Raw genomic sequence first — 24,065 nt, forward strand, 5'->3', positions numbered from 1 at the left:
TATGAGCACCGACGCAATTTTTCTTTTAACCCCTACGGTTGCCTAAGAAATCTTCCCTCATCAGCCAGTTCTGAGAATAGATTTAGAGGGGTAATTCTAAGTAAAATGAAAGTAAAAACTGTTATTCCTACCTCAGAAGAGGCTTCATTTCTACAACGAATTCTTATGTATTTAACATCCATTGGTTTTTTAAGCTTTCCAAGAATACGCCCTCAACTTTAGGGTTCCCGTTTCTTGTTCTATTTGATGGATTCGAGTGCAATGTGCAATTTTTTATAAAAACTATATTGAGGTATTATCCGGAAGCCGAATTTCAAATCGCCTCATTAAAAAAAATCAAAATTAAATATTTATGGATATCTCAACTATTGTAAAACAGTAAAATGTATTTTTTTTTTGTAAAACCAGCTTCCATGCGAACAGTCGTTTTAAACAAACTATAATTACATGAATTAAAGTGTTTGTTATCAAATCTTAATAATTAAATTTTATAATTTGTAACGCAGGGTTTTTGAGACCTCTGCAGGACTGAAAGCCTCTAATAAATAAGTCCGTATACAATATGTTCTGCTATAACTTATTGTTTCTCTAGTCGATTGGCTATTCAAGGTTATTTTAAAATAGAATAATTAGTATACAATACTATCCGATTTAATTATTGGTAAGCTGTAATTGCCATATTCAATAATCGTACTGCCTTCGTTGATGGTTTCAACTCCTGTTTTGTTGACGTTTGGCATGAATAAAAATATCCGCTCTAGATTTTCAAAACCTTTTAAGAGGGGTAGGTTGGCTTCCTTAAAATCGGAATTAGATAGGTTAATGGTTTTAAGGTGCTTTAGTATTTTTAAGTTTTCTATAGATTTACCTGTAATCATAGTGTTGTCTAGTTTTAAGACGGTAAGATTAGGTAATTTGGTAAGGTCATTAAAAATTCCATCTGTTATTTGCGTTCCGCCAAGGTCTAGTATGGCTATTTGGGGAGCTATGGAGTTGAGCGGTCCAAAATCAGCATTTTTAAAGCTTGGCATATTAAGGGCGGATACTTTTAGAAAGTTTGTTTTTTCACTAATGGGTTCAATATGAATACCCATGTTCTTTATATTTTTGATGCTATCTAAGGAGGGTAATGGAATATCAATTGCTGGATAGTCTGTTGTTTCACTTCTTGGAAAAAAGGATTGAAAAAGTGACTTGGGTAGTTTCAGTTCGCCAATGGTCTTGTTGAACGGAAGTCCTTTTTCTATCCAAATACCTACTAATTTTATCTCTTCTTTAGAAGGTTGTTTTTTTCCATCTGGAGGCATGTGTTTATCATCTGTTTTTGGGAGTTCCATACGGATGAATAAATCACTTTTGTCAGGGTGATTGGCGAGAATTATGGGGCTGTTTTCCCCGCTGGTTAAAATACCTTCCTCCGTGTGTAATAATAAATCACCTTTTGCTTTTTTGGGGTTGTGACAGCTTACACAATTATTGTTCAATATAGGTTCGATTATATCTGAATACAAAATGGCCGATTCCCAGGTTTCATCTTTTAGTGTAATTTCTTTTGCCTCAAAAATTTCATAGCCCAAAGCGGATTTTATAGAGTTTGGCAACGGTTCCACCAAATATTCTTCGCCATGGGTAATGTTTCCACCCTGATGTCCGGTAAATGAAAGCAATATGAAAATTAATCCTGATAATACTAGAACTGGTATTCTAGTAAGAAAAAAAACGAACGAAAATGCTTTTAGCCTTGCCCATAGTATAAAGGTAAAAAGGGTAGTGGCTATACCTGACCACAAATGTATCTTAATGGAGTCAAATGCATACCCTTCCCCCAAATACTGTAAATAGCCTGTAATACATGCTATGACGGCAAAATATCCGCCCCATAAATAAAGGGTTGAGATCACTTGCGTAGACTCTTTCTTTTTTCTGTCCAAGAATTGTAATAGAAGCCCGGCAATGATAAAACCAATTGGCAGGTGGACGATTAGAGGGTGGAGTCTTCCTAAAAGTTGTTTTATAACATCCATAGTAGTAATGGGCTATTCAATATTCATTCGTTTTTTAATGGTTGCCATCATATAAAGATTTGCTTTACATTGGTCGGCTACAGGAACTTGGGTGTAGGGTAAGGTTGGCATATAGCCCGCAGGTCCAAATTCTGTGGTAATAGTAAAAGTTTTGTTCGTTTTCCAATGTTCGCGAATAATTTTTTCCCAGATATCAAGGTGTCTGTTCACGGCCTTTTTCCATTCAGGTGCTTCAGGGTCGTTTACTTGTGGTCCTTCTGCATGTCCAACTCGTGCATGAAGATGTTGCGTGCGCTTCAATATGTACTCAAGCTCGTTATTTTGTTGTTCTAATAAAGATTCGTGTACAACCATCCAATGACTTATGTCCAGGTTGAGTTTAAGTTCCGGTATCTTTTCCAGGTAGATTTTTGTATCCGGTAGATTAAAACTAAACCTACCTCTATGGGTTTCATGATAGATTGGGATATTGGTGTTTTTCGAAATTTTATTGGCAGCATCTATAAAGGCCTTGTTCTGTTCAAAGCTGTAAAAATCACTTCCTGTATGGGAGTTAATGTAAGCTGGAGACCAGCTGGTGAGCGTCTTTAAATGGTTGGTGAAGCTTTTAAGGCTTTCTTTAAAAGATATTGATTTGTTGGTGCCATTTATAAACCCAACTTTAAGATTGTATTTTTTTAGAGCGATTTTAAGTTCTTCTTGATTTTTCGGGTTGCCGGGAAACCATATTTCAATACCGTCATATCCGGCGTCTGCCGTCTTTTTACAAAAAGCATCCCAAGAAATAGTTCGCCCCCAATCTGTTTGAAAAAAATGAACGGTTTGACCGAAAGTATCGCTAGTGAAAACCAGCAGGGTTAGAAAAAGTAGGCGTAGTAGTAAATGCATAAGTTGTAATTTGGTGTATCTAAATGCTAGGCTAGTATTTCGCGTATTACATTCCCTTCAACATCGGTTAAACGAAAAGGCCTGCCCTGAAAATCAAACGTAAATTGTTCATGGTCAAAACCAAGAAGATGTAAAATTGTGGCGTGCACATCATGTACCGATACACGACCCTCTATTCCGGAAAAACCAATTGCATCCGTTTGGCCGTGTGTCGCCCCTTTTTTAATGCCTCCGCCGGCCATCCACATGGTAAACGCATCACCATGGTGATCGCGCCCTTTAAAGCCCATCTCTTTGCCTTCTCTGTTTTCTTGCATAGGGGTTCTGCCAAATTCACCGCCCCAAACTACTAAAGTATCTTCTAAGAGTCCTCTTTGTTTCAAGTCTAGTAACAAGGCACTCATTGGTCTATCTATTTCTCGACACTTATTTTTTAATCCCAAATCTACCGCAGTATCCGCTCCAGTACCATGAGAATCCCACCCCCAGTCAAATAGCTGTACAAAGCGCACGCCGTCTTCAACTAATTTTCTTGCCAAAAGACAATTGTTAGCAAATGATTCTTTACCAGGTTCTACACCGTACATTTCCTTAATGTGGTCCGGTTCATTGTTAATGTTCATTACCTCTGGTACTGCAATTTGCATTCTATACGCCATTTCATATTGGTTAATACGGGCCAAAATCTCTGGGTCGGCATATTTGGTGTATTCCTTTTTATTAATCTCGTTAATCGCTTTAATGGTGTTCTTTTTTAAATCTCTAGAAATACCATCTGGGTCTTCTATATAAAGTACAGGGTCTCCTTTTGAGCGGCACTGTACACCTTGGTATACAGATGGTAAAAAACCACTTCCCCAAACACTTTTTCCGGCACTAGGGGCTTTCCCGCCAGAAGTAAGTACTACAAAACCGGGAAGGTTTTGGTTGTCCGAACCAAGGCCATAGGTAACCCAAGAACCAATACTTGGTCTTCCCAATCTTGCACTACCGGTATGCATAAACAATTGGGCCGGACCATGATTGAATTGATCGGTATGAACAGCCTTCAAAAATGCCACCTCATCCACAACTTTTTTAAAATGTGGCAGATTATCCGATACCCAGTTACCCGCTTCTCCTTCTTGTTTAAACGAGGCTTGTGGCCCCAATAACTTTGGGGTACCGCGGATAAAGGCAAATTTCTTTCCTTCAAGAAGCGATTGTGGGCATTCTTGGTTGTTCAGTTTTGCTAATTCGGGCTTATAATCGAACATTTCTAGTTGCGATGGGGCCCCGGCCATGTGTAAATAGATAACATTTTTAACCTTTGGGGAAAAAGGAGGAGGTAAAGTAGCAAGAGGGTTTAAGTCACGTTCAGTAAATCCTGATTGTAGTCCTGCCTTTGGTTTATTACTTCCTAAAGGGTCACATCCCATAAAAATGGAACTTAACGCTAAACCACCCATACCGGTAGCACATTTTTTTATGAAATGTCTACGGGTATTTATTTCTAGGTCTATTTTTTGCTTTTCCGCTAAGAGTCTATTAATATCTGTTTTCATTGTAATGGGTATTTTCCTTAGCTTTTATGCTTTGGTTAAAAATTCATCCAAGTTCATTATAGCATTTGCAACAATAGTCAAAGCCGCTAGTTTTGTGCTGGGTTTTTTCTCTAGTCCTAGAAACTGCTCTTGGTGTTTACCCGCCTTGAACTCTATCGTTGCCTGTTCGTATAGATTCCTTAGGGTTTTTAACTCTTCTTGATCAATTTCTGATAGTGTCGCTTTTTTAAATCCTGCTGAAATGCCTTTCTCTATATCGTGGGTATCCATAATTTTTGCAAAAGCGTATGCCGCCTCTAGGTAAACCGGATCGTTTAAAGTTACCAATGCTTGCAGTGGAGTGTTCGTCACAGTACGTCTAATAGTACAAACTTCTCTACTGCCGGCATCGAATGTGATAAAAGAAGGGTAGGGGCTGGTACGTTTTAGGTATGTATATATAGCTCTTCTATATTTGTCTTCTCCTTGGCTTACTTTCCAGGCAGCATTACTATAAACAGATTGCCATACACCATCGGGTTGTGGAGGCATGACACCAGGGCCATACATCTTACTGCTTAATAAGCCTGAGACGGCCAAGGCTTGGTCTCTTATTTGCTCAGCAGTTAAACGTATTCTTGGACCACGAGCGTAAAGTTCGTTCTGAGGATCTTTTTGATATAGTTCTGGGGAAATAATGGAACTCTGTCTATATGTGCCAGACATTACAATTTCCTTAATTAGAGTTTTTATGCTCCAGTTTTGTTCGTTCATGAACCTAAGTGAGAGCCAGTCTAAAAGAGCGGGGTGGCTTGGTGGGGAAGACTGGGTACCCATATCTTCAAGCGAAGATACAATACCTCTGCCAAAAATTTGATGCCAAACCCTATTGACAAGGGTGCGGGAGGTTAAGGGGTTTTCTTTGCTTACTAACCACTTAGAAAGTCCTAGCCTATTTGCCGGCCATTCTTCATTATATTCATTTAAAATTTTTGGAGTACCAGGATTAACTGTATCCGATAAGGCTAACCAATTTCCTCTATCAAAGACCTGTGTAACCCTTTGCATCTCTTTAGGGTTCTCTATCATAATAGGTAGGTCTTGGGTCTTATTATTTAATAATTCTAAAAATGACCGGTTGATTTGTGCATAGCCATTCTCGGAAGAACCTGGTATGTCATTTAGAAAAGCTAACCAGGTAATAAAACTAGTAGAAACCTGTTTTCCAATCGCATCATTATTGGCTTCAAAATAAAGGTCTACAGTTTCATTTATAGGCTTGAACGTTATTTTTTTAATGTGGTAGCCGTCCGTCTTGTTCATTTTGAACTGTGCCAGGATTTCTCCATCAGCGTTATTTTTTCTAATGGTCATAATGGTACCATCCATAAAGGCTTTGTGATTAAGGTACATAGATGTTGCACCATGGGGACTTACATTTTTGAGTACACAGGACCCATCGTCCCAAAGTGCCAAATATTTAGTGTCCGCAAGTTCTCCATTGACAAAGTTTGTGGCGTTGTGAGCTAAATATTTAGGTTCTAAAAAAGTCAAGAAATCACTGTACTTTTTTCGATCTTGTTCAGAACCATATTTTTCTATCCACGATATAATCTCGTTTTTTAGTTTAATTTGTTTCTCATCATAAAAACGAAGAGTGGGGCTTTCATCTGGTGTGTCTTCATCTTTGGTATTGTTAAAAAATGCCATTGCCTTATAATATTCCTTTTGTTTAAAAGGATCATAAGTATGACTATGGCATTGTACACATTCCATAGTGGTACTTTGCCATACTGAGAAGGTGGTGTTTACACGGTCCAAAACAGAGGCTACGCGAAATTCTTCATCGTCTGTGCCTCCCTCGTCATTATTCATTGTATTTCTATGAAAAGCTGTGGCAATTAGCTGATCTACAGACGGGTTTGGTAGCAAATCTCCTGCCAATTGCTCAGTAGTAAATTGATCATAGGGCATATCTTCATTCAGGGATTTTATAACCCAGTCCCTATAACGCCACATATTACGGCCCTGATCTTTCTCATACCCCTTTGTATCTGCATATCTTGCCAAATCTAACCACCAACTGGCCCATTTTTCACCATATGTAGATTGGGCCATTAATTGATCTACTGTTTCTTCATAAGATAGTTTGCCATTAGTAAAATCTTCATACAGTTTGGCACTTGGAGGCAATCCTGTTAAGTCAAAAGAAAGTCTTCTGATAAGTATGTTTTTTGAAGCGGGTCCATTAGGGGATAGTTCTTCATTTTTTAATCTATTCAGTATAAAACGGTCAATATTGTTTTGTAGGAAATCGTTGGTTTCAGATGATATTAATCCAGCTTCTTCGGTGATTGATGGCAATTCAACCTTTTCGGGTAAAGTATATGCCCAGTGTTGCCCCCATTCGGCTCCTTGGTCAACCCATTTCGTCAACAGTTCTATTTCTTCGTCCGTTAGTTTCGGTTTTTCATAAGGCATTCTCAATTCAGGGTCTTCTTCATGCAATCTTTGAATAAATGAACTGTTTTTTGCATCTCCAGGAATTATTGCCGGTTTGCCGGATTCCGTTACCGCAAACGCCTCTTCCTTAAAAAGTAAGCTGAAATTGCCACTTTTTTTAACCCCACCATGACAAGTGATACAGTTATTATTTAAAATGGGCTTTACTTGAGAACTAAAATCAATTTTTTCGGAGGATTGATTGCATGACCATAGGGAGCAGAAAACCAGAAAGGTCATTAGTTTTTTGCACCAGTATTTCACAATAAAATACATTATTAAGTTAGAAAATTTTTCCATTGATAATGAAGGATTCATTCTTCTAAAAATTTTAATTCCATGTTCGTCTGTAATCAGTTTAATATTAATAAAATAATTGCGCAAATACATGGATTTTTAATGATAGGATATGGACTTTAATATTTTGTAAAATAAGTTGTTAGCGTATTTTATGGTTTATTGTAAATACCGGTTTTTCGTGCTTTGCTATCTGAAAAAATCACCGATTTTTCTCTTCCGGAAAGTTGAATGCTTTTTGTGGATTGAGAAAGGTAACTTGAGCCATTGTAGAGTTCATGCATTCTTATTTTACCATCATCTAAAACAATTTTAGCCATTACACTTTTTTCGGGTATGGTTAGTGTTTCGTTAGAATTAACTTGGTCGGATAACAAATAAGATTTCAAATTACCGTTATTTGACCCGAATATATACCCTTGTTTGTTATTGATAGTTATGGCCGCCGCCCCGCGCGCGTTTCCATCAATTAATAGTCCTGAATCTGAAAATAGCGAAGAAATAAAATTCCCTTTTCCTGTACCTTTTAAATATGTTCCTTTGGAGGCGTCGTATCTTCCAATTCCTACTTCGGTACCGTGATCGTTACCGGAAAGTAGAACATCTAGATTGCCATCTGCATCAAAATCTGAAATTAGTATTCCATGAACTGGTGCAATTTGTGCCCATTCTGGTAAAGGTTTTAAGTCGAACTTTCCGTTGCCATTATTTATTAAAATAGAAGATGCAAATTCAAATACTTTGGCACTATAAGAACTGCTTTTTTCTTGAGGTGTTAAAACTTCGTTTATTGTTGCTTGCGCATAACTAGCGTAGTCAGGAAATTTTTTCTTTAATGGCGGAATTTGTTTTATAATATCGTCTCGTGAGTGAACAGGATATTCTTTGCCATTATTAAATGTTGTTATAATTGGGTCTATAGTGCCATTTTTATCATAGTCTGAGGCGTAGATGGACAACGGTTCTTCTGAAGTGGCTTTGTATTTTGAATTTAGTCCAAGATTACCCAGTATATAGTCTATATCGCCGTCATTGTCAAAATCTCCACCGTTAATACTGTTCCACCAACCGGCAGTATGGGTAAGTCCAGTCTTTAGAGAACTGTTACTGAAAGTTCCATTATGGTTTTCATAAAATTCAATGGACATGAATTCACCCACCACAATTAAGTCAAAATCACCATCCGAATCATAATCTGTCCAAATGGCGTCGGTAACCATACCAGGTTTTCTTAAGGCGGGAGCTAATTTGTTAGTAGCATCAATAAATTTCCCCCCTTCATTAACTAATAAATAACTTTTGGAGGGTAGGGGATATTTTAAAGGAGTAAGTCTACTACCTACAAAAAGGTCTAAATCTCCATCTTTATCAAAATCTGCAGCTCTAACACAAGAAGTACTGCTCAACAGTGTTGGTAAGACCCCCTCCGTAAGTTTAAAATTTCCTTGACCGTCGTTTTCATATAAACGATCTTGGTAGTATTTTGAGTTTTCATGAAACTCATTACTGCCACTGGTTATATATAAATCAAGGTCGTTGTCGTTATCATAATCGAATAAAAGGACGCCGGTGTCTTCTTCGTACTTTTCTTTTTCATTAGGTGTAAGTAATTTATTACTGAAAGTACCGCTTTTCGAACCAAAGAATAAACGCCCACTATGATTGTAGCCACCTCCCATGAAAAAGTCTTCAAAACCATCATTGTTTATGTCGCCAACAGCCAAGCCAGGTCCTTGTTCGGATAATTTATGAGGAAGTAAATAGGTTCTGTTAAAGTCATAATAAATGGTTTCGTCATGTGATAGAGCTAGTTTTAGATTATTGGTATTATCTTTAAAAATCTTCTTATTTTCTGTGGAGGGCAGTTTTATTATGGCACTACCAGAGTTCATGGAAATTGTTAATTTTTGATTGGTTTTAGGATTTAGGATTTTATTGATTTTACCGTTTGGCCAGGCAACTAAAATACTATCGATTTTTGGATCGGTTCCTAACCCAAAGTGCACAGTTTTATCTACGGAGGATTGATACCCTCTCGTTACCGATTGCCTTTTTAATTGACTTCCACTTGCTTGATATATACGAACTTCTGTTCCTAGACCGTCCAAATTTAAGCTGTCTCCTATGAGATTTATAGCTAGGTAATAATTTTCACTAATAGAGTTTGATCGGTTTTCGTATACTGTGGCTAAATCATTAATATTATTAATGACCAAATCAAGATCACCGTCGTTATCCAAATCGGAATAGGCAGCACCATTTGAAAGTGATGGGCGGTCAAAACCCCAATTTTTAGTGACATTTTCAAAAGTAAATCCGCCTGAATTTTTAAAAGCGTAATTTGGAATTTGAATTGACGGTCTTTCTTTAGCTTTTTCTTTTAGAATGTGATCTAGGCTATCGTGCATTTTACTATTGGCCAATGTACTGGTATAGTTAATGAAGTCTAGGTCAGTGATATCCCTTAAGTAGCCGTTAGTTATAAATAAATCTTTTAGTCCATCATTGTCAAAATCCGCAAACAAGGGTCCCCAGCTCCAATCTGTTGCATCAACCCCGGAGAGTTGACCAATTTCTGAATATTGAGTTTTGTTGGTAGCACTCTTACCTCTATTGATTTGTAAAGTGTTTCGCATGTATTGTGGTAAGTAATTAAACGATAATGTTTTTTGGAACAGATCAAAATTAAGGGCGCCTGACATTTTTTTTTCATGAAAATTATCTTCTGGGCGCATATCTACCGTTACAAGGTCTAAAAGGCCATCATTATTAAAATCTGCGATATCATTTCCCATGCTAAAATGGCTTACGTGTTTTAAATAAGATTTTGCCATTTCTTTAAAAGTACCGTCTTGTTGATTTATATAGATGTAATCGTTCGCTAAAAAATCATTGGTTACAAAGATGTCTTCCCATCCATCGTCATTTAAATCGGCAATGCTTACGCCCAAACCAAAACCGTCCAATAAAATACCGGCTTGCTTGCTTACCTCAGTAAATTTTATACCATTGCCTTTATCTTCGTCATTTCTATAAAGTCGGTCATTAGCAGGGCCTTCGCCATTGGACAACAAGGGTCTGATACTATTGGGATCTCTTACTGTATTGGTATGGTTTAAAAGATACATATCAAGATCGCCATCTTTGTCGTAATCCCAAAAAACGGCTTGGGTGCTATAACTACTATCCGCTAAACCGTAGGTATGTGCTTGTTCTTTAAAAGAAGAATTACCTTGATTTATAAATAGAAGGTTTTTGCGCTTATTTTCTTCAAAATTACCAGAACGACATACATATATATCAAGAAGTCCGTCATGGTTAATATCTACCATTGTGGTTCCTGTAGACCATCCATCACTATAGTTGCCTAAGCTTTTGGTAACGTCTTTGAATTTAAGACTATCAAGGTTCATGTATAAGGCATCGCTAACCATATTACCTGAAAAAAATATATCCGGAAGCCCATCATTGTTTAAATCGCCAATTGAAACTCCCCCTCCGTTATAGACATAAAAATAGTCTACCATATTAAATTTATCATTTTCTCTAATTTCATTTGAAAAGTTAATATTGGTTCTTTTTATAGTGGCTTGCTCAAATAAGGGAGATGTTGTTTCGTTGTTTTTCTGGTCTAATGTTTTATCCGTGCATGAAGAGAATGCCACTAGAATTGCGGAAAGGAAAAGTATATAGGTTGGGACGGCTGTTTTCATAAATAAAAACTTTATACAGGTATATTGTATAATTTAATAAAAAATAGAAACCTGTCTGTAAAAGACAGGTTTCAAAACGTAATAATTAAACTAACACAAACTTTTTACTGGTACTGCGGATTTTGGGTTACGTTAGGGTTGCCCAAAACCTCATTAAGTGGAAGAGGTAGTACATAATCTTTGGCGGATAATGTTCTGTCTACACCGTAAGTGTCAATAAATTCCTGAATATAATCTCCAAGATAGTCAGGAGAGCCTCCAAACGCACTTTTCCTTTTTAATTCAGGATAGACTTCGCACTCCATAGCAAATTCAAGAACCCGTTCTTTTACTATCGCATCCCTTAAAGTTTCTTTGTTCAATCCCGACAATGGAGCCAATCCTGCTCTTCGTCTTACTTCGTTTATGCCAAAGTAAGGGTCTCCAATACCACTTTCGTTAGCAGCCTCTGAGTGTCCTAGTAATATGTCTGCCAATCTTAAATAAACAATGTTTTTTTCTGTTAAATTGGCGTTGTCGATACCCATTTCTGTATATTTTGCAGACCATCCGTTAGAGAAAATAAGCTCATCCGGGTTATTTGGGTCTGCATCGGCGGCTACCATTCCGCCAAAACGGCTCAGATTGTATGACGCATCTGCACTCCATTTAACAACAGGTCTTTCGCCTGCTGTATTTGGTCCGACTCTGGTGGTTGGATATTCTTCAATAAAAGTACCCGAAATTCTTTTGTCGGTCGGGTCATATTTTTCACGGAACGCTTGAGTTGAATTTAGCCAGTGCCATCCAACACCTCCAAGGTCGTTAGGCAAATCTCCAGGAATAAAATGTTGATGATAATTTTGGTTTTCACCTGCGTTGGCTCCGGCTGAAACTTGTGCTTCAAATATTCTTGGGCCGGAATTTTCCCTAGCAGCAGAGAAAGTATCGGCAAAATTATCAAACAAAGTAAGGCCACTCTCATTAATAACTGTTTCGGATGTTGTTAGGGCTTGTTCCCATTTTTCATCCTGTAAGTACGCCTTGACCAGCAAGGCTAGAGCGGCCCATTTCGTAGCACGTCCTAGGTTTTCTGAATCATGGGACTCAGGTAAAATGTTTGCTGCCATGGTCAAATCTGATTGTATTAAATCCAAAGCCACTCTTTTTCCATTTTCGTTAGAAGGCAAATCCTGGTCACTTTCGGTCCTTGTTGTTGTTACTGGAATATTATCAAAATATCGTACCAAATTGAAGTAGTAAAACGCTCTTAAAAATTGAGCTTCGGCCTTTACTCTATCCACTAGGGCAATATTGGGAACACCCTCTTCTTTTAGCTCGTCCGCTTTCTGAATAACGGCATTGGCCCGGTTTATGTTTTCGTAGGAAATTCTCCAATACGCTTCTATATACTCGTCATCCGGGGATACATTCCCGTTTTGATAATTTAGGGGCCCTTTTTCCCAGCCTACCTGATACCCTGCCAAACATTCAAATACAAATCTGTTGTAATAGTGATTGGTCCAGTCTTGGCCGTACCCGATACCATCATAGACGGCGTTTACTCCTAATTCTAGTTGTTCAGCAGTTGCAAAGAAATTTTCTTGTGTTGTAAAGTCGGGATTCTCCTCTAAATCCGTACAGCCTATTAAATTTATAGCAATGGTCAGGAGTAGGATAAAACTCCATGGAATTGCATTTTTGTGCTTTTTCATATTTGGTGTTTTTTATATTAAAATTCTAGATTTACTCCCAAAGTCAAAGTTCTTGATCGTGGGTAAGCGTCATAGTCATCTCCTCTATTTAAGTTGTTCTGACCTCTATTGTTCACTTCTGGGTCAAAGCCAGTATAATCTGTAATTGTGAATAAATTTTGACCACTTACATAAATTCTTGCTTTTGATATGAGATCGTTAAATTGTGGAAGTGTATACCCTAACGATATATTTTGAAGTCTAATGAAGGATCCGTCTTCAATAAAGTAATCTGAATCTCTGTAAGAATTGGCAAAGTCTCTGTTGCCATCTATCACAGGTCTTGAAGCACCGGTATTGGTTGGTGTCCAAGAATCTGTAAGAATTGTGCTTATTTGATTTATTTTCTGAACACCATCTCCTAGTTCGGAAGCTTGCAAGTTTCTTACATCAAATCCTTGTGAACCTCTGAAAAATAATCCCATATCAAAATTCTTATAGGTAAATGTTGAATTCAATCCCCAAGTGAAATCAGGATTTGGGTCACCTATAATCACATAGTCATCTGGAGTAATTTCACCATCACCGTTTACGTCCCTATATTGTGGGTAACCCGGTTTGTCTCCTGATCTTGAAGGGTTGTTGGCTATTTCATCTTCTGATTGAAAAATACCCACATAATCATATCCTCTCCAAACACCTATTGGGTTGCCGGCTTCTACCCAGCTACCTTCTACACCAAGATGGCCACTTGTGGAGCCAGAGAAGAAAGGAGTACTATCACCCAAATCTGTAAGCTCGTTTTTAAGAATTGAAAGGTTACCTGCAACATTCCATTTAAAATCTTCTCCATTTACGATATAACCATCCAATCCAATTTCAAATCCGGTATTTTCTAGTGATCCCGAGTTTTTAAGGATAGATTGGAATCCAAGGCTACTTGGTATTGAAACAAACAGTAATAGGTCTTCAGTTCTATTGCTAAAATAATCTAATGTTAAGTTCATACGGCTATTAAAGAAAGAAGCGTCAATACCAATGTTTCTCATTGTTGTTGACTCCCATTTCAAATCGGCGTTGCTTAATCTGTCGTCAGCAAGACCCAAAACCAAACTACCGTTAACTACATAATTAAATTCGCTAAGGTTTGCCAAAGAATTGTAAACTGGTATTTCCGAGTTACCAGTTAATCCCCAACTTGCTCTAAGTTTAAAGTTGTTCATTACCTCTGAAATTCCTTTATCAGCAAAGAAATTTTCATTTGATAAATTCCACCCTAAAGCTACGGAAGGAAAATTTGCCCACTTGTTCTCAGTTCCAAATCTTGAAGAACCATCTCTTCTAAACGTAACCGTTGCCAAATATCTACTGTCAAAATTATAATTGATTCTACCTAAAACAGATTCTAATAACCACTCTCTTCTGTTGGAAGTTGGGGTTATGATATCTGGTCCTCCTTGTAAAGTGGCTTGGTCTACAGAGGCAGCTGTAATACCGCGTGTGGTGCTGCTGAAGAAATTATTCACTTCTTTTTGGTAGGTGTAACCTGCAACGGCATCTACAAAATGTTTTCCAAATTGGTTGTTGTAGGTAAGTAAGTTTTCGTTTAAGATATTCCCGGAATTTCTGTTGGCCAGCGTTAATTCGCCAGCATTGTCCCTACCTATTCTAGTGTTTACAGATGGAAAAAAACTTGTTCTATTTATGTTTAAGATATCAGCTCCTATACTTGTTTTGGCTTTTAAGTGTTCTGTTAGGTTAAAGGTAAATGTGGTATTTCCCAAAACTCTATTGGTGATATCCTTATCGGTTGCAAATTCAAGCTCTTGTAGAGGATTTATTGAAAATCTACCATCGTAAGATGCTAAAGCATAGGTGCCATCTTCATTAAATACCGGTACCGTTGGATCCAGACCCAATGCAGTAATAATAATACCTCCAGGTCCTCCTTGATCCGTAGGAGCATTATTAGAGACCGTTCTATTGTAAGACCAGCTAGAACTTACATTAAGAAAGTTGTTAAAAACAGAATTATCAACGTTTAGTCGAATACCGTATCTCTGGAAATCTGTCATTTTAATTATACCCTTATTGTCATGATAATTTCCTGTTATCGCATATCTATTTTCTTTATTTCCACCTGAAAATGTAAGTTGATGATTTTGAACAGAACCTACCCTTGTTACTTCGTCTAACCAGTTTGTTCCTTTGCCAAAAGCACTTACCTGATCTTGCGAGTAAATAGGTGCACCGCCTTGGCTAGTTTCCAACGTGTTCAAATAGGTGGCAAACTCTGAACCGGTCAATACGTTTATCGGATTGGTAATGGTTTGGGTTGAGTATGACCCATCATAACTGATTTTTGCCTTTCCCGCCTTACCTCTTTTGGTAGTAATCAATACAACACCATTGGACCCTCTTGACCCATAGATGGAGGTGGCAGAAGCATCTTTGAGGACTTCAATAGATTCTATATCGTTTGGATTTATAGAGGCAAGAATATTGGTGGCCTGTCTAGCACCACCAGCACTATAGGCGCTATTGTCCGGATATATTGGAAATCCGTCAACAACATATAACGGTTCGCTACCGCTGTTAATTGAATTTGAACCTCTAATACGAACTGAAACACCACCGCCTGGAGCTGCAGATGTTTGGGTTACTTGAACCCCGGGAGCTCTTGCCTGTATGGCTTGGTCCACTGACGTAACTGGCAATTCCTTAAAAGCGTCTCCGTCAATGGAGGATACAGACCCTGTTAAGTCGCTCTTTTTTACAGTACCGTACCCCACTATGACTACTTCGTCAAGTGCTTGGCTTTCAGGATCCATTGTCACATTAATCGTGGTGCGGCCATCAATTGCAACGCTTTGTGTAGCAAAGCCCAATGATGAGAATTCTAACGAGGTAATTTCGCTTGGTACAGATAATTCATAATTACCATCAAAATCAGTTATGACCCCTTGGGTTCCCGCAATGACATTGACTCCTGGTAAAGGAGAATTAGTTTCCCCATCGGTTACCGTGCCATTAATAGTTGTTTGTGCAGTTAGTGTTAGGCTACCCCATAATAGAGAAATTCCTAAAGCTAATAGTTTGAGTTGATTTGTTGAGAATGTTAGCTTCATAGTATTGTTAATTGATTTTTAGTTAAGGATTTTTTGAAAATTAATAATTCGCATAAAAATCTTAACACAATATTATGAATATATTTAGCTTAGGTAAATGGACGATTTTTGTTAAAACATGGATTTTTTAATTTAGAAATGACAAAACTATAGAAATATCCCGTTTGTTTTGTCTAATCAATAAAATAAAGGTTAAAAACTTTGTTATGTTCTGGCCGATTAAGGAGGAAATTCTGAGCTTAGAATTCTTGTTGTGTTTTTCTGTACTCTTTGGGTGAAACACCAAAATTTTTTTTAAAGGTCCTAGAAAAATAAAGAGGGTCTTGTATGCCTACCTTATAACTGATTTCTTTAATGCTCAAATCTGTATATTTTAAATATTCACAAGCCTTTTGTATTTTCTTCAGATTGAAAAAATGAATCAAGGAATAGCCAGTTCTTTTTTTAAATAAGTTAAAAAGGTAAGAAGGTGAACAATTAAATTGTTTGGCAATTTCATTGGACTTAAATGTCTTGTCTAAGTTGGACATTAAAAAATCAATTACGGAATTTATCATATTCGTATGAGAGGTAGACTCCGTAGCTATTCCTTTAGAGGTATATACAAAGGAGCTAATAAAGTTTAATCCTAATATATTGGCATACTCTAGTTTCGGGACCGTGTATTCACTCTTGTACATATGGAATATTTCATTGAACAAGTTTATTTTGGAACGTTCAAAAGCAATACTGCCATTGTTGCTTCGGTGTTCCATATAGCGCTTGTAAAGATTGTCTGTTAAGTTCCCGCCAAAATGCATCCAATAGATACTCCAGGGGTCATTTTTGTCTGAGTTGTACTCATGTGGAGTGTTTCTATGGATAACATGATATGTATTTGGGAGTACACGAATAAGCTGACCATCTACTTTTAAATTGCCCTTACCCTCAATACAATATATGAAGATATACTCCTTAATTCCTTTTTTTCTAGACCTGTAATGATGTTGGGCGTTAGGGTAGAAACCTATGTCCGTTATATAAAAAGATTCACAAATGGTATGGAGTTCTTTTCTTATTGAATCGGGAAGAACAATCATTTTTTGCCCTAAAAAACCCTCTTTAATCTTAGATTTTTCCATTAGAATTTAGCATTGTTTTTTAGTATAAGGTACATGGATTGGTCTGGTTTTAAAATTGATTCAATTAAGAAAGATGAATCTAAATCTTCGCAAATGGAAAATGAAACTGGTTTTATTGGTACAATACTTCTATTTTCTATCACTTTGTTGTTTTTATAAAATCCTATCGTCATAATATTTAAAAGTCCATGTTTTTGCATAAAATCTCCATTTTTGATTATTCAAATTTAGATAATTTAGCAAAATGATAACTTCAATTTATTAAAAACTTAATAAATAATCAAATTGTTTGAACTTATTTTAAAAATAAGTGTACTTGTGTCACTTTATTTTAATTTGCTTTTTTTAGTGTAATAGTCCATGGTTTGGATTTTTTTGATTGAATAAGGTAGTTGGAGATGGGTTTTAATACCGAAGTATATAATGTAACCATAAAACCAAAATCTATGAAAAACTTAAAACGCATATTTCCAATTGAATTTTGGAAAGCACTTGGTAGGGGTTATCCTCTGCTCGGAGTGTTTTTATTGAATACGTTTGTGTGCGGAGCCTATAGTGGAAATTCAACAATTTATACTACAAAGATGTTGGAAAGTATAGAGCAGTCCATTGTAAAAGGTACGGTTGTAGATGAAGATGGTGTTCCATTATCGGGTGCAAATGTGTTGGTAAAAGGTACCACACGTGGCGTGGTAGCGGATTTTGACGGTAATTTTTCAATAGAAGCGACCGTAGGTGACATTCTTGAAATTTCTTATATTGGAATGAAAACAGCTACCGTAACTTTGGATAGTGCCGAAAATGTTACAGTTACATTACTGAGCGATGCGGCATTCTTGGATGAAGTAGTAGTTGTGGCCTATGGTGTACAGAAAAAAGAGAGCGTTACAGGTTCTATTTCCAGTGTAAAGGTGGATAATATTACCCAAGTTCCAGCAACAAATGTGAAAAATTTGTTGATCGGTCAAGCGGCAGGGTTGATTACTAATCAAAATCCGGGGTTGCCCGGTCAGGATAATGCCGCTTTCAGTATTAGGGGGTTTGGTGACCCTCTGGTTATAGTTGATGGTGTAGAGTCTTATTTGGATAGGTTGGACCCTAATGATATAGAGACGATATCAATTTTGAAAGATGCGTCTGCGGCAATTTATGGAGCAAGAGCCGGTAATGGGGTGATTTTGGTAACGACAAAAAGCGGTAAATCTGGAAAAACCAAAATCAACTATCATGGCTGGTACGGAACACAGAACCGGTTAACTTTTCCTGAAATATCTGGCGCAGAGGGGTTTGTTAGTTTAGGTAGGGATGCCATTTTTAATGCTCAATATAATCCCGAAACCCCTGAGGCGGTCATAGATTATGGTAGCTTGTTTACTGAGGAGAAATTGGCCGAGATAAGGTCAGGTGAACAAAAAAGTTATAGTTGGGTAGATGCTTTGCTAAGAAATGGGGGGGCTCAAATAGCTCAACATAACTTGAGTGCCTCGGGTGGTTCGGAAAATGTACAATATTACACGTCACTAGGGTTGCAAAATCAAACAAGTATATTTAATGGAGACTATGATTACAAGAAAATTAGTATAACCAATAATATAAATGCCAATCTTACTCCTGATTTAAGTTTAAGTTTCAATAGTTCCTATATAGATGAATCAAGGGATTATGCGGCAATAGGTTTAAACGATGTTTGGAATGACCTTAGAACGGCACAACCTCTGTATAATCCGTTTTTGCCTGATCCGGATAGAGCACCATATTCAGGGTTTTCACAAAGGTCTCCAGTAGCTAGAACACAGCAGAAATTTGCAGGTTATGAAAGGACCGATCTAGAAACTTTAGCTGCGGCTTTGGATATTAAATATAATTTCCCTTTTGTTCCAGGGTTAAGTATTGGGGTCAAAAACAACATTAGGTTTCGTTTAATAACGCAGGATAGATTACGACAGCCTTATGATGTGTGGTCTTTTGATCCTAGTGCAGTTTCTGCTGATAATGATGGGTATACAAAAGAGGCTACAATTTCTGTAAATGACTTTTATAAATATATTGGTGGAGCCAATTTTAATGATGATCCTAAAAGAAGAATACTGTCCCGTGCTTATCTAAACTATAGTAAAGATATTTCTAAGCATACGATTGGGGCACTCGCATTCGCAGAAAAAGAAGATAATCTTTATGAACGGTTGACTGTCTTGAGAAGGGATCTTCTGTCCTCTGATGTTCCACAGGTAAGTGCAGGAGATGATAACCTTACCACTACAGGTGGATTGGGTGTGCCGTTAAGTTATACTAGGCAAAGTGTTGCAGGTAGACTTAATTATTCTTACGACGGCAAATATTTGTTGGAAGGTACGTTTAGAGCGGACGGAAGTTCAAAATTTGGTCCGGATGTGCGATGGGGATACTTTCCGTCCCTATCACTTGGGTGGAATATTGCCAAGGAAAATTTCTTGCAGAATAGCGAAACTATAAAGGAACTAAAATTAAGGTTGTCTTATAGCGAGACCGGTATAGATAGTAATATCGGAAATACGGCTTTTGAGTTTTTAACAGGGTTTTCAGAAACAGGTCAAGTGTATTACTTGGATGAAAACACTCCTACGCCCACTATTAGAACAGAGGGTATAGCCAATCAATTAGTTACATGGGAGGAAACAACAATGTATAATATTGGTTTGGATCTAAGTTTGTTCGGAGGTAAACTTTATGCAAATATAGATGCTTTTTACCGTCTTCGTGAAGGCTTGTTGAGGTTGCCAATAGAAGGTTTGCCAACAACTTTTGGCGCAAACTTACCTGCAACGAACTTAGATACAAGAAATAATCGTGGTTTTGAAGCCTTAGTGGGGTACAGAAATAATTGGGAAGATTTTGGAGTAAATATTGCCGGTACTTTTACGTTGGCGCGTGAACGTTATGGAGATTATCAAGAAAATATAGACTTTGCGAACCCTACGCAGGTAAGGTTGGATAAACGATCTGGACGGTATGTTAACACAACATTTGGATATCAAACGGACGGTTTATTCAACACTCAGCAAGAAGTAGATGAATACTTGAATCAGTTTACTATTGAGGATTTAAATGGATCTCCCAAGCCTGGAGACATAAGATATATTGATAGAAATGGAGATAATATTTTGAATAGGGATGATCAATACGAAATAGGTTTCGGAAATATACCTGAAATGCTTTTTTCCTTGAACTCTAATTTTTCCTATAAGAATTTTTCTTTAGGCATGTTGTGGCAAGGTGCTTCTAAATTTAATGTATTGATAACCGCGGGAGCAAGAAATCCATTTAATAATGAAACTGTACCATATACCCTTCATGAAAAATATAGTTGGAGGCAAGACCCTTCTAACCCAGGAGTAGGGGCCAACCCCAATGCGCAGCTACCGGCTTTTGAGAGAAATGGGGCTCGCATTTGGAATGGGGCATCATCAGACTTTTGGTATAAAGATGGAACCTATCTAAGACTTAAAAATGCTAATATAAGCTACAAATTACCGGCTGAAGTATTGGATTTAATAAAGTTTGAAAACTTAGAATTCTATGTTGCGGGCGATAACTTGTTAACGTTTTCTAAGTTAGGTATTTATAAAGACATAATAGACCCGGAAGAAGCTTCTAGTGCAACTGGGTTAACTCTGCCAATCTTAAGAACATTCACTTTTGGAGTCCGTATTGGCTTATAATCTATCAACCTCAAAACTAAAAAATTATGTTACGAAAAAGTTTATATTTTGTACTTGTACTCTTTTGTTTAGGGTGTGACGATCAATTGGATAAAGAGCCGGATTTTATTTCGGAAAATACGGTCTTCGAGGATGAAGGACTTACAAATTCGTATGTTGCAGATTTATATCTAAACATGAACTTTCAAGAAATTGGTGGGTTTGGCAATGTTGGTATAGGTCTGTTTGCTGCAGCAGGAGCGGAACATATTAATTTTGCTAATTGGCAATATCCTAATTTATCATATTCAAGACAATATACAGAGGTTACCGGTCCAGGTAATCTTGACCGCTGGCCGTATTTTAATATAAGAAACATGAATATTCTTTTGCGTGACCTGCCAAATAGCGTTTCGTTAGAAGAAGATTTTATTAGGACTACTATGGCAGAGGTCAGGTTTCTTCGGGCGTATGAATATTTTGAAATGGTAAAACGTTATGGAGGTGTGCCGCTTATTACTACCGTACAGGATCAAGATGATTCTGATGAGGTTCTTTTTCCGAGTAGGGCAACAGAAAAAGAGATATATGATTTTATATACAATGAATTGGCAGAAATACTTCCGGATTTATCCGAAGTTAAAACGGGGGCCAACGGTAGGGTGGATCGCTTTACTGCACTTATGTTGCAAAGTAGGGCCATGCTTTATGCCGCGAGTATAGCAAATTTTGGGGAAGAGCAAATTAACGGTATTGTGGGTGTCCCATCGGTTAGTGCCCAAGATTACTATAAGAAAAGTTACGATGCTTCTAAGGAGGTTATAGATTCTCAATTATTCCAACTAATTGATGAGGGTGATGACAAAGCGGCAAATTTTGCTTCTATTTTTCTGAATGAAGGTACAGGTAATAATGAGATAATTTTTGCTGAACGTTTTGAGCCTTTTATAAAAGGGCATTCTTTGGACTGGTTGGCAAATCCTGATGGACTTGGTTTGGAATGGAACTCTAACTTTCCGGTTTTGTATGATTTTGTAGAAAATTTTGATTTTATAGATGGTCGAACCGGGAGCAGTATTTCCAGAGATGATTTAACATTGGAAAATGAATGGGATGTAACCGACTTTTTCGGGAATAGAGACCCTAGATTTGTAGCGAGTGTATTTTACCCTGAGACTACTTGGAAAGGCCAAAAAATATATTTTCACAGTAGTAGTTTAGTAAATGGAGAGGTTGTAAACGGTACGGGTACAATACTTACCAAACCAAATGGAGAGGAAATACCGGCTACAGCGGCGGCAAGAAATGTTAGAAATACGGCGCTCTTACTTAGAAAAAGGTTAGATCCAACAAATATAGCTACGCAATCAGAAAATTCTGGTCAAGATTTCTATGTATTTAGGTATGCGGAAACTTTATTGAATTTGGCCGAAGCGGCCTATTATATGGGAAACTCTGGTGAAGCTTTGACCATGGTCAATATGGTCAGGGAACGTGCAGGAATGCCACTTAGGTCAGAAATTACGGAAGATTTTATTAGGCAGGAGCGTCAAGTGGAGTTGGCTTTTGAAGAGCATCGTTTTTGGGATTTAATCCGCTGGCGTATTGCTACGGAAGTTCTAGGTAATGTTCGTACAAAAGGCTTGGTATTCAGATATAATCTTGATACGGACATGTATAGTATAACGCTAAAAAATGCGGAAGGTGATATAAGACAATTTGGAGAGGAAAGGTATTATCTTCCATTTAGTCAGGAAAGATTGGCGGAAAATCCAAATTTGGTTCAAAACCCTGGTTATTAAGTTGATATTAATTGTTTTGTAGTGATGTTTAGTTAGTAGACTTATTGCATACTGGTAGTAATTTTAAATTACTACCAGTTCTTAACTGTATCTACTTAACCTCATTATTATATAAAGTATATAAATAAGGGCAAGCGATTAAATTGTCCGAAATGCAAATTCAACATGATTGTTAAAAACACTTTTTTCAAAAATCTACTATGTTTTTTCGTTTTTCTTATATCAACACTAGGCGTGTATTCTCAGAAAGCAAAACCAAATATTGTGCTTATTTATGTGGATGACCTAGGCTACGGTGATATAGGTGTAAACGGGGCAATCGGCGTAGAAACCCCAAATGTAGATAGGTTGGCGGCAAACGGTCTAAATTTTACCGACGCACATTCTACTGCGGCTACCTGTACGCCTTCCAGATATTCATTGTTAACCGGTGAATATGCTTTTAGGAATAATGCAGCGATAGTAAATGGGGATGCCCCTCTGATTATAGATGTTGATAAACGTACGCTGCCGGACATGTTAAAAGATGCCGGCTACACTACCGGGGTGGTAGGTAAATGGCATTTAGGACTGGGGGACGGAAAAGCAAATTGGAACGATGAAGTAAAACCAGGCCCTAAAGAAGTAGGTTTTGATTATAGTTTTCTTATACCCGCAACAGGAGATCGTATACCTACGGTATATATGGAAAATCAAAAAGTTGTGGGACTTGATCTCCAAGACCCAATAACTGTTAGTTATACTTCAAAACTGGATGGGTACCCCATTGGAACCGAACATCCGGAGCTTTTAAAACAGCACACGGATTTACAACATTTAGGGTCGATTACCAATGGAATAAGTCGTATTGGTTATATGAATGGAGGAGAAAGTGCTTTATGGATAGATGAGGAGATACCATTTAATTTAACGAAAAAGGCAAATGAATTTATAGATAAAAATAGTAAAAATCCATTTTTCCTTTTCTTCTCTCTTCATGATATTCATCAGCCTAGAATTGCCAATATTAAATTTGTAGAGGCAAGTAAAATGGGCCCTAGAGGAGATGTTATAGCGCAAATGGATTGGTGCGTAGGAGCTATAATGCAAAAGCTGAAAGAAGTGAACCTGGATAACAATACCATGATCATATTTACAAGTGACAATGGTCCAATATTAGATGATGGTTACTTGGATTATGCCAGGGAACTAGTTGGGGAGCATAAACCGGGAGGTAAATATAAAGGAGCAAAGTATTCGGTTTATGAGGCAGGTACACGCATGCCAACCATTGTCTCATGGCCATCAGAAATACGTCCAGGTACAAGTAATGCTTTATTATCTCAGGTAGATTTATACGCTTCCTTGGCTTCTTTGGTTGGCCAGAACCTAAAAAAAGATGATGCTATGGATAGTGAAAACCATTTGGAAGCTTGGTTGGGCATTAAAAACAAAGGAAGAGATTACCTTTTGGAAGAGGCATATACTTTTGGTTTGCGAATGGGTAGTTATAAGTATATCAAACCTAAGGAAAATGCACAAATACCCCAGTGGATTGCTAAAAAGTTTGTAGATCCTGGTTTTAGTACAGAACCCCAATTGTATAATTTGGATGTTGATCCCTTTGAAGAAGAGAACATAGCGGATGAGTATCCGGACGTATTACAGAGAATGCAGAATGAATTATCGAATATTTTAAGCAAGTAATAATTAACGATATATCAAAACCTTCTTTTAA

General features: G+C 37.4%; 12 protein-coding genes. 3 read left to right on the plus strand and 9 right to left on the minus strand.

Features of this window, described 5'->3' with window-relative positions:
* Positions 1-629: 629 nt before the first annotated feature.
* From IWC72_RS12465 to IWC72_RS20315, 9 genes are all read right to left on the minus strand, one after another.
* Positions 630-2,024 (minus strand): c-type cytochrome domain-containing protein, encoded by a 1,395-nt coding sequence (locus IWC72_RS12465; RefSeq protein WP_194529972.1) that lies wholly within the window; start codon positions 2,022-2,024, stop codon positions 630-632.
* A 12-nt stretch (positions 2,025-2,036) separates the two neighbouring features.
* A complete protein-coding gene (locus IWC72_RS12470) occupies positions 2,037-2,912 on the minus strand; it encodes a sugar phosphate isomerase/epimerase family protein (protein ID WP_194529973.1) in 876 nt (291 codons plus the stop codon).
* A gap of 26 nt (positions 2,913-2,938) precedes the next feature.
* Positions 2,939-4,456, minus strand: a complete 1,518-nt coding sequence (locus IWC72_RS12475; protein ID WP_194529974.1) for a DUF1501 domain-containing protein — start codon at positions 4,454-4,456, stop codon at positions 2,939-2,941.
* Positions 4,457-4,480: 24 nt separating this feature from the next.
* Entirely contained in the window at positions 4,481-7,321 is a 2,841-nt protein-coding gene (locus IWC72_RS12480; RefSeq protein WP_226979551.1) for a PSD1 and planctomycete cytochrome C domain-containing protein, read from the minus strand.
* Between the two features lie 65 nt (positions 7,322-7,386).
* Positions 7,387-10,947 (minus strand): VCBS repeat-containing protein, encoded by a 3,561-nt coding sequence (locus IWC72_RS12485; RefSeq protein WP_194529975.1) that lies wholly within the window; start codon positions 10,945-10,947, stop codon positions 7,387-7,389.
* A gap of 104 nt (positions 10,948-11,051) precedes the next feature.
* Complete coding sequence (locus tag IWC72_RS12490) at positions 11,052-12,641, minus strand: RagB/SusD family nutrient uptake outer membrane protein (protein WP_194529976.1); 1,590 nt, start codon at positions 12,639-12,641, stop codon at positions 11,052-11,054.
* A gap of 17 nt (positions 12,642-12,658) precedes the next feature.
* Positions 12,659-15,748, minus strand: coding sequence for a SusC/RagA family TonB-linked outer membrane protein (locus tag IWC72_RS12495; RefSeq protein ID WP_194529977.1), 3,090 nt, complete (start codon positions 15,746-15,748; stop codon positions 12,659-12,661).
* Positions 15,749-15,987: 239 nt separating this feature from the next.
* Positions 15,988-16,869, minus strand: coding sequence for an AraC family transcriptional regulator (locus IWC72_RS12500; protein ID WP_194529978.1), 882 nt, complete (start codon positions 16,867-16,869; stop codon positions 15,988-15,990).
* Positions 16,869-17,069, minus strand: a complete 201-nt coding sequence (locus tag IWC72_RS20315; protein WP_226979552.1) for a hypothetical protein — start codon at positions 17,067-17,069, stop codon at positions 16,869-16,871. The genes IWC72_RS12500 and IWC72_RS20315 overlap by 1 nt, the downstream gene beginning before the upstream one ends.
* Positions 17,070-17,315: 246 nt before the next feature.
* Between IWC72_RS20315 and IWC72_RS12505 the strand changes: the two genes are divergently transcribed.
* From IWC72_RS12505 to IWC72_RS12515, 3 genes are all read left to right on the plus strand, one after another.
* Positions 17,316-20,567, plus strand: coding sequence for a SusC/RagA family TonB-linked outer membrane protein (locus IWC72_RS12505; protein WP_194529979.1), 3,252 nt, complete (start codon positions 17,316-17,318; stop codon positions 20,565-20,567).
* Between the two features lie 26 nt (positions 20,568-20,593).
* Positions 20,594-22,348, plus strand: a complete 1,755-nt coding sequence (locus tag IWC72_RS12510) for a RagB/SusD family nutrient uptake outer membrane protein (RefSeq protein ID WP_194529980.1) — start codon at positions 20,594-20,596, stop codon at positions 22,346-22,348.
* 234 nt (positions 22,349-22,582) lie between these two features.
* Positions 22,583-24,034 (plus strand): sulfatase family protein, encoded by a 1,452-nt coding sequence (locus IWC72_RS12515; RefSeq protein ID WP_317171409.1) that lies wholly within the window; start codon positions 22,583-22,585, stop codon positions 24,032-24,034.
* Positions 24,035-24,065 lie beyond the last annotated feature (31 nt).

Origin of the sequence: Zobellia roscoffensis (genome assembly GCF_015330165.1) — a bacterium.
Taxonomy (GTDB): Bacteria; Bacteroidota; Bacteroidia; order Flavobacteriales; family Flavobacteriaceae; genus Zobellia; species Zobellia roscoffensis.